The 16,139-nt window shown below is 38.4% G+C and carries 5 protein-coding genes; all 5 read left to right on the top strand.

The window, feature by feature from the left end; all coding sequences use genetic code 11:
• Window positions 1-2,208: condensation domain-containing protein (locus tag T344_RS0118865; protein WP_027629987.1), on the top strand; the 2,208-nt coding region annotated here is incomplete at its 5' end.
• 13 nt (window positions 2,209-2,221) lie between these two features.
• Window positions 2,222-9,874: a non-ribosomal peptide synthetase gene (locus T344_RS0118860; RefSeq protein ID WP_027629986.1), complete on the top strand. Its 7,653-nt coding sequence runs from the start codon at window positions 2,222-2,224 to the stop codon at window positions 9,872-9,874.
• Between the two features lie 15 nt (window positions 9,875-9,889).
• On the top strand, window positions 9,890-10,678 hold the full coding sequence (locus T344_RS0118855; RefSeq protein WP_051572036.1) for an aspartate/glutamate racemase family protein: 789 nt from the start codon (window positions 9,890-9,892) through the stop codon (window positions 10,676-10,678).
• Between the two features lie 20 nt (window positions 10,679-10,698).
• Window positions 10,699-12,564 carry an asparagine synthase (glutamine-hydrolyzing) gene (gene asnB / locus T344_RS0118850; RefSeq protein ID WP_027629984.1) on the top strand — a complete coding sequence of 622 codons (1,866 nt, stop codon included), beginning with the start codon at window positions 10,699-10,701 and terminating at the stop codon, window positions 12,562-12,564.
• A gap of 27 nt (window positions 12,565-12,591) precedes the next feature.
• Window positions 12,592-16,139: non-ribosomal peptide synthetase (locus T344_RS28730; protein ID WP_117407525.1), on the top strand; the 3,548-nt coding region annotated here is incomplete at its 3' end.

Here is a 16,139-nt window from a genome sequence, read left to right as displayed (position 1 = left end):
AAGCCCATACCCACTTTGACGACATACATAATGGACAAAAACATGAAGCTGCTGCCTGTAGGGGTACCCGGAGAGATATGTGTAGGAGGCAAGGGAGTAGGAAGGGGATACCTGAACAGAGAAGAGCTTACTGGGGAAAAGTTCGTAAAGAATCCATACAAAGGGGAAGAAAGGCTGTACCGATCGGGGGACCTGGCAAGATGGCTGCCTGACGGAAATATAGAGTATCTGGGCAGGATAGACAACCAGGTAAAGATAAGGGGGCACAGGATAGAACTAGGGGAGATAGAAAACAGGCTTTTGAAGCATGAGGCGGTAAAGGAAGCTGTATTGCTATGCAAAAGGGATAAAGATAAAAATGACAATCTGATTGCTTACCTGGTTGCTGAACGAGATATAAAGGTTGCCGAATTGAGAGAGCATATATCGAAAAGCCTGCCTGCATATATGATACCTGCATACTTTATTATGCTTGAAAATATACCGGTAACCCCCAACGGCAAAGTTGACACCGATAAGTTACCGGATATAGACGCTAGTGAGGTATCTGAAGCGGAATATGTAGCACCGAGAACTGATGTGGAAAAAAATATTATAGAAGTGTGGAAGAGTGTGCTTGGGGCAAAGAATATAGGTATTAATCATAATTTCTTCGAACTGGGAGGGGACTCCATAAAGGCGATTCAGGTCATATCAAGACTCTTAAAATATGATCTTAAGCTGGAAGTAAGAGATTTGTTTAAACATCCCAGGATTGCTGAACTAAGTGGCATTATTAGGCATGATGGCAAAACTGCCGAGCAGGGAACTGTTGTGGGCGAAATACCGCTTACCCCAATACAAAGGCGATTCTTCCGGTTGAAGATTGCTGATATCAACCGCTATAACCATTCTGTCATGTTGTACTTTAGAGACGGTATAAACGAAGATATTGTATCAAGAATATTTACTAAAATTATTGAACACCACGATGCATTAAGAATGGTATTCAAGCTGGAAGAAGACAGAGTAATTCAGTTTAACCGGGGCATAGAGGAAGAATTGTTTGAATTGAAAGTGATTGATGTGAAAGATGACCCTGAATTCGAGAAAAGAATTGAGAATGAGGCAGATGCATTACAAGGCAGTATAAACATAAGTGAGGGTCCGCTTGTAAAATTAGGCTTATTTAAGACGGGACAAGGGGACCATCTACTAATAATAATTCATCATCTGGTAGTGGACGGTGTATCCTGGAGAATTATTTCTGAAGACTTCATAAATGCATATAGACAGATTGAAAATAGTGAAGAAATAGTATTTCAGGATAAAACAAGCTCCTATAGGGAGTGGGGGAAGAAACTGGTGGATTATGCCCAAAGCAGGGAAATACAAGAAGAAATAAAATACTGGAAAAGCATAAGGAATTTTGGTTTAACCACACTCCCTAAAGACGGATCAGAAAATGAAAAAGGTAATGAAAAGAAAACCAGGAAATTCCTTTTGAGTGGTGAGGAAACCGAGAAGCTGCTTAAGAAAGCGGGTAAAGCCTACAACACCGAAATAAACGATATCCTTCTGACAGCTCTGGGACTTTCTGTGAAAGCATGGACAGGGCGTAATAATGTATTGGTGGGCTTGGAGGGTCATGGGAGAGAAGGCATTTTTCAGGATATTGATGTAACCAAAACTGTTGGGTGGTTTACATCCATTTATCCCGTCATTTTGGATGTCACTGATGATGAGGTTTCATCTTGCATAAAGAATGTTAAGGAGAGCTTAAGAAGGATTCCTAATAGAGGGATTGGTTATGGAATCATAAAGTATCTGTATCCAACGGATGAGGATCAAATTATTCCGGAGGTAAATCCGGAAATCAGTTTTAATTATCTGGGCCAGTTTGATAATGATGTGAACTACGATATATTCGAAGTATCTCACTTAAATAGAGGTATAGAGGCAAGCCAGGAAATCGAAAGAGAATATTCGATAGACATAAATGGATTGATTATAGATGGAAGACTAAGTATGTCCATAGCGTATGAAACTGAAAAGTATTCTGGCGAAAACATACAGCGGCTGACCGACTGTTTCAGGAAAAATTTACAGGATATCATAGGACATTGCATTAATAAAACTGAAAGAGAAATAACACCAAGTGATATAGGCAATCTGGAAGTCTCCATAGAAGATTTTGAAAGTATATTGAATAAGATTAAGGATATATAGGGAGGAAATTTACATGGGGCAGGAATTAAAAGTGGAGAAAATATATCCTCTATCTCCGATGCAGGAGGGTATGCTTTTTCATTATCTGGTAGGAGAAAGTAAGGAAGCATATTTCGAACAAGTTACATATGAAATAACCGGTGAACTGGATTTAAAGTGTTTTGAGAAAAGCTTCAATATTTTAATAAACAGGCATGAAGTTTTCAGGACTGTTTTTATATATGAAGGTTTAGCCAAGCCCCAGCAGGTTGTACTGCGGGAACGTCAGACAAATATAGATTTTATTGATATCGCTTATATGAGCGAATACGAAAAAAAGGAATATATAGAAGCCTTTAAAAATGAAGATAAACAAAAAGGATTTAACCTGTCAAAAGATATAATGATAAGGATTTCAATAATAAGGACAGGAGAATATCATTATACGGTAATATGGAGTCATCATCATATTATTATGGATGGATGGTGTCTTGGCATTGTCACAAGAGAGTTTTTTGAAGTTTACAATTCCTTAAAGAATGATATTCCTTTAAACCTTGAGAAAACTCATCCTTATCAGGATTTTATCAAATGGGTAGGTGCTCAGAATAAACAAGATGCCGATAAATATTGGCAAAGTTACTTAATTGGTTTTGAGCAGCAAACAGGACTGCCTTTAGATAAAAAGAACAAAGAAAATGAAAAATATGAATTACAAGAGGAAATTTTCAGCATAGATGATTATATGTTCGGCAGACTGAAAACTATTGCAAGGGGAAATGGGGTGACGCTCAATACTGTAGTTCAGGCCATATGGGGCCTGCTCCTCTGTAAGTACAATAATGTCGAAGATGTAGTTTTTGGTTCTGTTGTATCGGGAAGGCCCTCGGAGATTTCCGATGTAGAAAGAATGGTTGGTTTATTCATAAATACCATTCCTGTCAGAATAAAATATGAAAACAAGTCAAGCCTCTCATGTGTAATGAAAGAGATACAACAAAATGCTTTGAAAAGTGAGAGGTACAGCTATTACCCCCTTGCAGAAATTCAGGCTAAAAGCAGTGCCAAAAGTGGCTTGATAAGCCACATTATGGTTTTTGAAAACTATCCTTTGGAAGTCGAGGCCAGAAATGCTGCGGATAGCTTTGATACAGGATTCTCGATAGATAAAGTACAGAACTTCGAACAGACAAACTATAATTTCAACATTTTAGTGATACCCGGAAATGAGTTAACTATTATGTTTAAATACAATTCCAATGTTTATAGCAGAACCATTGTAAACATGATAAGAGGACATTTTGAGAAACTAATAAATCAGGTGGCTGAAAATAATAATATCACTGTAAATGATATGGATATTATGACAAATGAGGAGAAGTATATAATACTAAACAATTTTATTGGGCCATCTGCAGAATACCCTTCAAGCAAAACCATTAATGTTTTATTTGAGGAACAAGCCGGGAAGACTCCGGATAATACGGCAGTGATATTCGGGGACAAACATTTGACATACAGGGAGTTAAATGAAAAAGCAAATCGGCTTGCAGGGGTTTTGAGGGAAAAAGGTGCCAAGTCCGATAGCATCATTGCAATAATGGCTGAAAGGTCATTGGGAATGATGGTGGGGATTATGGGAATTCTGAAATCAGGGGCAGCATATTTGCCTATATCCCCGGACTACCCAGAAGAAAGAATCAAATACATGTTGGAGGATAGTGGAGCAGGCATACTGCTTACACAGGAAAGCTTTAAGAATATAAAGTGGTTTAACGGTGATGTTCTGATCCTTCAAGATGAACAGCTTTACAAAGGAAATGAATCGAATCTCAGTAATGTCAACAATCCTGACGATCTGGCTTACATAATATATACATCAGGCTCAACGGGAAAGCCCAAAGGTGTGATGATAGAACACCGTTCCATAGTAAACAGGCTCAATTGGATGCAGAAAATGTATCCTCTGGGAGTAGAGGATACCATATTGCAAAAAACTCCTTTTACCTTTGACGTATCGGTGTGGGAACTATTCTGGTGGAGTCTTGCAGGAGCAAGGGTATGCCTGCTTGAACCCGGGGGAGAAAAAGACCCCAGAGCTATTGTGCAAGCTATAGAAAAGAACAGTATCACCACCATTCACTTTGTACCGTCCATGCTTAATATATTCCTTGGGCATATAAAGGAATGGGGCAGAGAGGATGGGTTGATAAGCCTGAGACAGGTATTTGCCAGTGGAGAAGCATTAAGCGCAAAGCAGGCCAATACATTTAACAGCCTGCTGTATAAAAGGAACGGGACAAAGCTCCATAACCTTTACGGACCTACCGAAGCTTCCGTGGACGTGTCGTATTTTGACTGTTCAACTGGAGAAGAGCTGGAGGTAGTACCTATAGGTAAGCCTATAGACAATATCAACATTTATATACTGGATAAGGAAAACAGGCTGCAGCCGGTAGGGATATCCGGAGAGCTTTGCATATCTGGAATAGGTGTAGGCAGAGGGTATTTGAACAAGGAAGAGCTTACAAAAGAAAAATTTGTTGAAGACCCCTTCAAAGACGGGGAAAGGATGTACCGGACAGGAGATCTGGCAAGGTGGATGTCTGATGGAAATATAGAGTATCTTGGCCGAATGGATAATCAAGTCAAGATAAGAGGATACAGGATAGAACTGGGAGAGATAGAAGCACAGCTTTTGAAGCATGAAACTGTTAAGGAAGCTGTAGTAGCGGTAAAAGAACATACAGATGAGGACAAGATGCTGTGTGCATACGTTGTAAGCAACGAAGCACTGGATATTTCTGAATTAAGAAAGTCTATGCAAAAGGAGCTTCCTGATTACATGGTTCCAGCTTTTATAATGAAGCTGGATAATCTACCCTTAACCCATAGCGGAAAGGTAGATAGAAAAGCCTTGCCTGATCCCCATGAGAATCTGTCGGACAGTGAGTATGAAGGGCCCGCCAATGAAATGGAAGCGGAACTGATGAAAATATGGATGGAGGTTCTTGGGCTTGAGAGAATAGGTGTTAATGACAATTTCTTTATGATGGGCGGTCATTCTTTGAAACTACTAGGGTTGGTTTCAAATATACACAAAAGGATGAATATAGAGGTACCACTCAAGGAACTTTTTAAGCGTCCAACCATAAGAGGGCTTGCGGAATTTGTGAAAGAATCAGAGAAGAATATATTTCTTCCAATTGAGCCTGCTGAAGATAGGGAGTACTACCCTGTATCATCGGCACAAAAGAGGATGTATATACTCAATAATTTTGTTAACTCAGGGATAAACTATAATTTACCGGCCTTTGTATGGATAGAAGGCAACTTTGAAATTGAACGATTTGAATGGGTTATCAATGAATTGGTTAAAAGACATGATTCATTAAGAACTTCTTTTGAAATGATTGAAGGTGAAATCGTTCAGAAGATACATAGTGATGTGGACTTTAAAATTACATGTTCTGATTCAAATGAGGAAGACCTGGATAATGTAGTTAAAACATTTATTCAGCCCTTTGATTTGAGTAAAGCACCTCTGTTGAGAGTAGCGATTTTAAAGGTTAGGGGAAATAAGTGCCTTTTAATGTATGACATGCATCATATAATATCAGATGGGGCCTCAATGGAGGTTCTGCTGAAAGAAATTTCAGTACTATATCATGAAAAAACGTTACCGGGACTACGGATTCAATATAAGGATTTTGCAATATGGCAGACTGCCAATCGAGACAGCGATTTTACGAAAAAACATAAGGAATACTGGAAGGAGATATACAGTGGGGACATTCCTGTACTGGATATAGCTACTGACTTTCCGAGACCCTCGATTCAGGAATTTGCAGGTAATACACTGTCCTTTAACCTAGGAAAAGACCTTACCGATAAGCTGAAAGAATTAGTAACAGATACTGATACGACTTTATTTATGGTTTTGCTTGCAGTTTATAATATTTTATTATTCAAATACACAGGTCAGGATGATATAGTCGTCGGCTCACCGATTACCGGGAGACCACATGCAGATTTGGAAAATATAATAGGCATGTTTGTAAATATGCTACCCATAAGATGCAAAAATATGAATAAACTCTTTATTGAGTTTCTGAAAGATGTTAAAGAAAATTCATTAAATGCAATTGAACATCAGAGCTATCAATTTGAAGACTTAGTCGAAGAATTGAATATAAAAAGGGATTTGAGCAGAAATCCGATCTTTGATACTATGCTGGTGTTTCAAAGTCTGAATAATTCTGAAACAGTAGTAGAAGGCTTTAGTTTCAGTAATTATGTCCGTGAAAGTACTGTATCGAAATTTGATTTATCCCTTTATGCTTATGAAAAAATTGAGGGACTGTGTTTTGCACTGGAATACAGAACAAAACTCTTTAAAAAAGAAACTATAGAAAGAATGGCAGGACACTTTATCAATATAATAAGGCAGGTCGTTGAAAAGCCTGACAAGAAAATATCTGATATTGAGTTAGCATTAGAAGAAGAGCGGCACAGAATATTGAATGAATTTAATAATACTGTATCAGAATATATTGGACAAAATACATTGCACCAGGTATTTGAGGAGCAAGCCGGGAAGACTCCGGATAATAGGTCGGTGATATTTGGGGACAAGCATTTGACATACAGAGAGTTAAATGAAAAAACGAACCGGCTTGCAGTGGTTTTGAGGGAAAAAGGAGCCAGACCCGACAGCATCATAGCAATAATGGTTGAAAGGTCCTTGGAAATGATGGTGGGGATTATGGGAATTCTGAAATCAGGAGCAGCATATTTGCCTATATCCCCCGACTACCCGGAAGAAAGAGTCAAATATATGCTGGAGGACAGTGGTACATACATACTGCTTACCCAGAAAAGGTTTTCAAGTAGTTTGGGTTTTGAAGGGAATATCCTGTACCTCGATGACGAAGAGCTGTATAGCGGAGACGGCTCAAACCTGGAAAACGTCAATAAGTCTGATGACCTGGCTTACATGATATATACATCAGGCTCAACAGGAAGGCCCAAAGGTGTAATGATAGAACACCGTTCAATAATAAACAAGCTCAATTGGATGCAGAAAATATATCCTCTGGGAGTAGAGGACACCATATTGCAGAAAACTTCTTTTACCTTTGACGTGTCGGTGTGGGAACTATTCTGGTGGACTTTTGCAGGAGCAAAGATTTGCTTTCTTAAACCAGATGGAGAAAAAGACCCCGGTGCAATTGTTGAAACTGTAGAAAAGAACAGTATCACAGTCATTCACTTTGTACCGTCCATGCTTAATACATTCCTTGAGTACATAGAAGAATGGGGTAGTGAAGAAAGACTAAGAAGCCTGAAACATGTATTCGCCAGCGGAGAAGCATTAAGCGCAAGACAGGCCAATATATTTAACAGCCTGCTGTATAAAAGAAATGGCACAAAGCTCCATAATTTGTACGGACCTACCGAGGCTGCCGTTGAGGTCTCATACTTTGACTGTTCTGCTGAGGGAGAAGAACTGAAAATAGTGCCTATTGGAAAACCTATAGATAATATCAGGCTTTATATACTGGATAAGGACAACAGGCTGCAGCCGGTAGGGATACCCGGAGAGCTTTGCATATCTGGAATAGGTGTAGGCAGAGGGTATTTGAACAAGGAAGAGCTTACAAAAGAAAAATTTGTTGAAGACCCCTTCAAAGACGGGGAAAGGATGTACCGGACAGGAGATCTGGCAAGGTGGATGTCTGATGGAAATATAGAGTACCTTGGCCGAATGGATAATCAAGTCAAGATAAGAGGGTACAGGATAGAACTGGGAGAGATAGAAGCACAGCTTTTGAAGCATGAAACTGTTAAGGAAGCTGTAGTAGCGGTAAAAGAACATACAGATGAGGACAAGATGCTGTGTGCATACGTTGTAAGCAACGAAGCACTGGATATTTCTGAATTAAGAAAGTCTATGCAAAAGGAGCTTCCTGATTACATGGTTCCAGCTTTTATAATGAAGCTGGATAATCTACCCTTAACCCATAGCGGAAAGGTAGATAGAAAAGCCTTGCCTGATCCCCAGGAGAATCTGTCGGACAGTGAGTATGAAGGGCCCGCCAATGAAATGGAAGCTGAACTGATAAAAATATGGATGGAGGTTCTAGGAATTGAAAGGATAGGTGTTAATGACAACTTCTTTATGCTGGGCGGTCATTCTTTGAAGGCCACCAAATTTATTACCCTTGCATATAAACGGCTACAAACAAGAATCCCGTTGAAGGTAATATTTGAAAGGCCCACCATAAGGGAGCTTTCAGGGTATATAGAGCAAAATGACCACACCTATTCACCAATCCAGAAAGTAGAAACAAGGCCCTATTATCATGCATCTTCTTCTCAAAAGAGATTTTTCCTGATTTATCAATCCAAAAATGATGATATAAGCTATAATATGCCTTTTATATTAAAGATAGAAGGAAACCTGGATAGAGAACGATTCGAAACCGCTATAAAAGGCCTGGTTGAAAGACATGAGACATTAAGGACCTCATTTGAGATAGTGGAAGGAGAGGTCGTTCAAAAGATAAACAGCGATGCAAATTTTGATATTGAATTTAGTACTATAGCAGAAAGTGAAGTTGAGAAGAGCATGGCATTATTTGTCAGACCCTTTGATTTGACTAAGGGTCCATTAATCAGGGTGACACTTGCCAAGTTGACAGACATGAAACATATTCTAATGATCGATATACATCATATAATATGTGACGGTGTGTCAATCAACATACTGATTTCGGAATTTATAAAGCTATATAACGGTGAAAAGCTGACAGAACTAAGAATACAGTACAAAGACTTCGCAGAATGGCAAAAGGAGCTGCTAAGATCAGAAGAAAGAGAGAAACAGGAAAAATACTGGCATGAGAAATTTAGTGGAATTATACCTGTGCTTGATCTTCCGACTGATTACCCCAGACCTGGTAAGAAAGGCACTGAAGGCAGCAAAATAAAATACGAATTGGACAATGTATTGACAAGTCAATTATATGAAATGGCCATTGAGTATGAAACAACAATATATATGATTTTACTTGCTGCGTTCAATATTTTGCTTTCAAAATATTCCGGGCAACAGGATATAGTCATTGGGACTCCATCAGCAGGTAGAATACATCCGGATTTACAAAATGTAATAGGATTGTTTGTTAATACTCTTCCAATGAGGAACTCAATGACAAATAATAAAGCATTCAATGAATTCTTGCGAGAAGTAAAGGAAAACACTTTAGCTGCACTGGAAAATCAGGACTACCAGTTTGAGGAATTGGTAGTCAGTCTGGGAATAAAAACCGATATGTCCAGAAATCCATTATTTGATGTAATGTTTATGCTACAAAATTTTAATCAGGTTTTAAAAGAAAGCACCGATTTAATTTTTACAGAATATGATTATCAAAAGTCTACATCAAAATTCGACCTAAACCTTATCGTATCCGAAGGGAATGAAAACTTGATACTGGTATGGGAGTATTCAGTCAGATTATTTAAAGAAGAAACAATTCAAAACTTTATCCGAAGCTATGAACACATATTAAAGGAAATCATTCAAAATCCGGGTATAACCATATCTCAGATTGATTTATCAAAAGAAGAGAAGCAAAGAATAATTTTTGATTTTAATGATGATTTGGAATATGCAAAATAAAAGTGAGGAATGAACGTGAACAATGAAAAAATAATTGGAGTTGTAGGTGGGCTGGGACCGTATGCCGGGATTGATCTCTGTGGAAAGATCATGGACCAGACCGAAGCAAAAAAAGACCAGGAGCATCTGGCTGTGGCTTTATTATCCATTCCCGGACGTATAGAAGACAGGACTTCTTTTTTGCTGGGTAAATCAAATATTAACCCCGCATTTGCAATATTGGAGACAATAGAGATGCTGGAGGGCCTTGGAGCCAGTGTTATTGGAATACCTTGCAATGCTTCCCATTGTCCTGAGATTTTCAATATTGTAGAAGGGAGCCTGAGAAACAATGGTAGGTTAAAACTTATAAATATGATAGATGAAGTTGGTGAATATATAAAGATACATTATCCCGGGCTGAAGAACATAGGTGTTATGACTGTAACAGGTACATACAAATCAAATATATATAACAATACCTTTGAAAAAAAAGATTTAAAGGTGATAAAGCCAAGTGAAAACGTACAGAATGAAATTGTTCATAATGCAATTTATAACCCGGAGTTTGGGATAAAAGCCAGATTCAATCCTGTAACTGAAAATTCCAGGAGACTCCTGTCGGAGGGGATAAATCATCTGAAAGAGATGGGGGCAGAGGCAGTAGTGCTTGGCTGTACTGAGATGCCGCTTGCCATACGGGAAAAGCTGAGGTACGGAATCCCAATTATCGATTCTTGTCTTGTACTTGCAAGGGCTCTGGTAAGGGAAGCAGCACCCCATAAGCTTAAACCTGCGGGAGTTGAGTATCTCACAGTTAGATAATACAGTTTTGGAGGTCTGGTATGTGCGGAATATGCGGAATATTTGATATTAGGAACGAACATAGAGTGGACAAGACTGTACTGTGCCATATGACAGATATTTTATCACACAGGGGTCCCGACCAATCCGAATGTTTAATAAAAGATAACCTGGGGCTTGGTTTCACACGACTAAGTATAATAGACCTTGAAGGAGGTATGCAGCCACTCTTTAATGAAGACGACTCCGTTGTTCTGATATGTAACGGGGAAATATTCAACTACATAGAGCTTCGGACTGAGTTGATATCAAAGGGTCATAAGTTTAAAACCAATTGTGATGTAGAAGTTATTATTCACCTATATGAGGAGAAGGGTACTGAATTTTTGAATGATCTAAACGGACAATTTGCTTTGGCGCTCTTCGATTTTAATAAGAATGAAATGGTTTGTGCGAGGGATTATGCAGGGATAGCACCTTTTTTCTACACAGTTGTTGATGGGGTATTTGTTTTTGCATCAGAGATAAAGGCTATTCTAAAATACCCCGGCACCAAAAGGGAGATTGATATTACTGGTCTGGATCAAGTTTTGACCTTTCCCGGACCTATAAGTCCGAGGACGCTGATTAAAGATGTAAGTAGCCTGGAAAGCGGACATTACCTATCAATTAAGAATAATAATATTAGAAATTTTGAATATTGGGACTTAATTTACCCCAAGGTGGGTGAAATAGACTACATACAGGATGAAAAATATTATATTGAGAAACTGGATGAATGCATCAATAATGCTGTCAAGCTAAGGCTTAGGGCTGATGTACCAGTCGGGTTTTACGTTAGTGGAGGGCTAGATTCTTCAATCATTGCCTCAAAGATCAGGCAGCTTAGCAGTAGTAAGGAACTACACTCTTTTTCTGTAGATTTTACAGATAAAAACATATCTGAAGCAAAATATCAAAGAATGATGGCTGAATATGTTCATTCAATTCACCACGAGATATTATTTGATTTTGCAGATATAGGCAAGAGACTTCCCAATGTAATATACCATTCCGAGTGTGCATTGAAAGAAACGTATAATACTGCTTCTCTGGTACTTTCAGAGGCTGTAAGGAACCAGGGCATGAAAGTGGTTTTAACGGGAGAAGGTGCTGATGAATTGTTTGGTGGTTATGTTGGCTACAGATTTGACAAATTAAGACAACAACAAAGACCGAATTCTCCTGACTTACTTCACGAAATTAGATTGCGTCAGAAGGTATGGGGGGATGAAAATTTTATTTATGAAAAAAATCATTATAGCTACAACCAAATCAAGCAAGGACTATACTCTGAAGGCATAAATGAAATCTATGATACCAGTGACTGCTTGGAACATCATATTATCAACAAGGAACGTATTCGTGATGTGGATGTTTTCCACAAGAGGTCATATATAGATTTTAAACTACGAATGTGTGACCATTTATTGTCTGACCACGGTGATAGGATGGCATATGCAAATTCTATAGAAGCGAGATATCCATTTCTGGATAAGGAATTAATTGAATTTGCCAGAATTATTCCAACAGGTCTCAAGTTAAATAATTTAAATGAGAAATACATATTAAAAAAGGTATCGGAAAACTTAGTGCCCAGAGAGATAAAAAATCGACCCAAATTTGCTTTTGTGGCCCCGGGAAGTCCCGATTTATTGCTACAGAATGTTGAATATATAAACGACATCCTATCCTATGATTCCATAAAGCGTCAGGGATATTTCAACCCCGATACGGTGGAAACCTTGAAAAAACAATACACCAAACCGGGATTTAAATTGAACGTTCCCTATGATAATGACTTCTTAATAATTGTAATTACATTTGGTTTGTTTCTTAATGAATTCAATATTCAGGATTTTAATTAATTTTTATACAAAGGAGAGGTGAATTCATTGAAAGTTACTTTACAGGAAAGTTTGTATGAAGCTTTTGATATGTATGGAGATAAAGTTTCCATTGAGTATAGGGGGAGACTTTTAAGTTATTCTGAACTAGATAAAAATTCCAACTTTATCGCCAACCTGATTAAAAGCCGAGGGATAAATAAAGGCTCCTTTATCGGAATTTTTGTAGAAGACAGGATTGAGACTATCTGCCTGATTATTGGAATTTTGAAAGCCGGGTGTGTATTCGTACCATTTGACACACTTTATCCTGCCAAGAGAATTGAGGACATGGTTGCAACTACCGACATTAAACACATATTTGTTGATGAAGATAACTTCTACAAGTTAGTGGATGTTTCCGCGGATGAGAATGAACAGATAAATAAAATTCTTGTAAATGAAGAACTATACAGACTTGATGGCATTAGTTTTGAAAGGCCTGGGATTCAGTACTCACATGAAGATGCGGTGTATATCTTTTTTACATCGGGTTCCACAGGAATGCCGAAAGCTATTATAGGAAAGAATATAAGCGTTCTCCACTTCATTAACTGGGAAATCGAGACATTCGGTATCAGCGAAGGTTATAGAATCAGCCAGCTTACGTCTGTTGGATTTGATGCTATTCTAAGAGACATATTTGTCCCATTGTGCTCAGGGGGAACCATTTGTATTCCCGATAGAAGGGAGATTATCCTAGATTCCAATACCTTAGCTGATTGGATGGAAAAAGCAGAAATCAATCTCATTCATTGTACCCCAAGCTTGTTCAAATTGATTAATACAAGTGGCCTGAATAACAATTGTTTTGGCAGCTTGAAATATATTCTTATGGCAGGTGAATCCCTACAACCCCAAAGTCTTGCCAACTGGTACAGCACTTTTGGAGAAAGAATTCAGCTTGTAAATTTATATGGGCCATCTGAAACTACAATGGTAAAGCTATTCTACCTGATTCGCCAGGAAGATGTGAATAGAAGAAATATTCCGATAGGGAGACCCATCACAGGGGTCAAAATCATCATACTTGATGACGAAATGAATCCCTGTGTACATGGAACTGTGGGAGAACTTTACATAAGAACTCCCTATATGACTCATGGATATTATAAAAATTCCGAGCTCCAGAGTGAAAAATTTATCATGAATCCTTTTAGTGATAATCCAAAGGATTTAATTTATAAAACAGGTGACCTTGGGAGGGTACTGCCCGACGGAAATGTTGAATTTTTGGGAAGAATAGACCGCCAGGTGAAAATACGTGGTATAAGGGTTGAACTTGGAGAAATTGAGAATACATTATTATCACACAAGGATATCAAGGAGGCCGTAGTTGTAAAAAAGGAAACTGCAGAAGGAAATGAATATCTATGTGCATATATAGTGACTGTAGAGAATGAGGAGGAAGGCGTAGATAAATATACACAAAAGGAAAAGTACAGGAAGTATTTGACCGAAAGACTGCCCGACTATATGATCCCTAGACATTACCTTTTTATAGACAAAATGCCTGTTACAACGAACGGAAAGCTGGATTACAAGTCATTACCAGAACCTAAATATGATATAGCCAGAGAATGTAAAAAACCAAAGAACGATATAGAAGAAAAGTTACTTGAAATCTGGAAGGATTTGTTTGGAGTGGATGAAATAAGCGTAGATGCCGGCTTTATAGAAATGGGGGGTAATTCATTAAACGCAATGACACTTATATTTAGAGTATTCCAGGAATATGAGATAGAACTCCCTCTATCTGAGGTCCTGAACGATGGTACCATAGAATCTGTTGCAAGGCATATAAAAAAGGTGAATAAGAGCCAATATATGCAGATAGAACCTGTGGAAGAAAGCGAATACTATCCTGTATCGTCCGCGCAAAAAAGAATGTTTATTCTCAATCAGCTGGAAGGAAGCAGTACCAATTATAATATACCGTTAACATTAGCTATCGAGGGCAGACTTGATAGCGAGCGACTTGAAAAGGCGGTTAAAACATTGGTGCTCAGGCATGAATCCTTTAGGACATCTTTCCATATGATAGACGGTGAACCTGTACAAAAAATTCATAAAGACTTAGAATTTAAAGTCAATTACATAGATGGTACACCTGAAAAGGCTAGAGAATTGGCAGCCGACTCGATACAGCCTTTTGACCTTGGAAAGGCACCGCTGTTAAGCGTTAACCTCATAAAACTCTCTCAGGACAAGCATGTTTTAGTCTGCGACATGCATCATATAGTATGTGACGGTCTATCGGTAGATATTTTAATGAATGAATTTATTGAACTGTACAAGGGAAAAAATCTGGACGAGTTGAGAATCCAGTATAAGGATTTTGCAGTATGGCAAAACAAACTCTTTGAAACTGACTTGATTCAGCAGCAAGAAAAATACTGGCTAAATATGTTCAGCGATGAAATACCAAGTCTCAACATGCCTTTAGATTATCCAAGACCACTGGTACAGAGTTTTGAAGGAAACACCATTAGATTTGAAGCGGGTAAGGAACTGACAAATGGTTTGAAAAGGGTAGCAGAGGGTTCTAGAACAACACTTTATGTACTTTTACTCGCCATATACAATATATTGCTTTCCAAATATTCTTCTCAGGATGAAATCATAGTTGGCTCACCAACAGCGGGAAGGCCTCACTCAGATGCTGAAAATATGATTGGAATGTTTGTAAATACCCTCGCATTGAAAAATTGTGTTTCAGGGGAGATGAGATTCACCGAATTTCTGTATTCGGTAAAAGATAATGTACTGAATGCTTTTGACAATCAGGATATACAGTTTGAAAAGTTATTGGATTTATTAAATGTATATAGAGATTTAGGAAGAAATCCGCTGTTTGATGTGGTATTTCAATTGAGGAATTTTGAGCCAAGAGAAAAAGAAAAAGAGATTGGAGACATGAGAGTTTATCCATTCGGATTTGATAACAACACGGCCAAATTCGATATAAGCCTGTCGGCATATGAGGGCGCTGAAAACATATTCTTCAGCATGGATTATTGTATAAAGTTATTTAAGGAAGAAACCATCCAGAATATGATTAAGCATTTTATAAATATAATGAAACAGGTAGTCGAAAGGCCTGATAATAGGATATCTGAAATTCAATTAGTTACAGATGAAGAGAAGCAGAGGATACTCAATGAGCTTAACGGCACTGATTCGGAATCCCCGGAGTACAAGACAGTGCATCAGGCTTTCCAGGAACAAACCTGTAAAACCCCGAACAATATAGCTGTCACGTTTGGAGACAGACATATGACTTACAGTGAGCTGAATGAAAAAGCAAACCGGCTCGCAAGGGTATTAAGGGAAAAAGGTGTAAAGCGGGATTCCATAGTGGCAATCATGGCCGACCAGTCTGTAGAATTTGTTGTAGCAGTGCTGGGCGTTCTTAAAGCGGGAGGGGCATATCTGCCTATAGATCTGGAATATCCCGAAGAAAGGATACGCTACATGCTGGAGGACAGCGGGACGGTAATTGTTCTGAAGGACAGCGAGGCAATAACTGCTCTGGACAGAGAGCAGGGAACCTTGAG

The sequence above is a fragment of the Ruminiclostridium cellobioparum DSM 1351 = ATCC 15832 genome (assembly GCF_000621505.1).
Taxonomy (GTDB): Bacteria; Bacillota; Clostridia; order Acetivibrionales; family DSM-1351; genus Ruminiclostridium; species Ruminiclostridium cellobioparum.
Note: the sequence above shows the minus strand (reverse complement) of the source record. Positions and strands in the feature narration are given on the sequence as shown.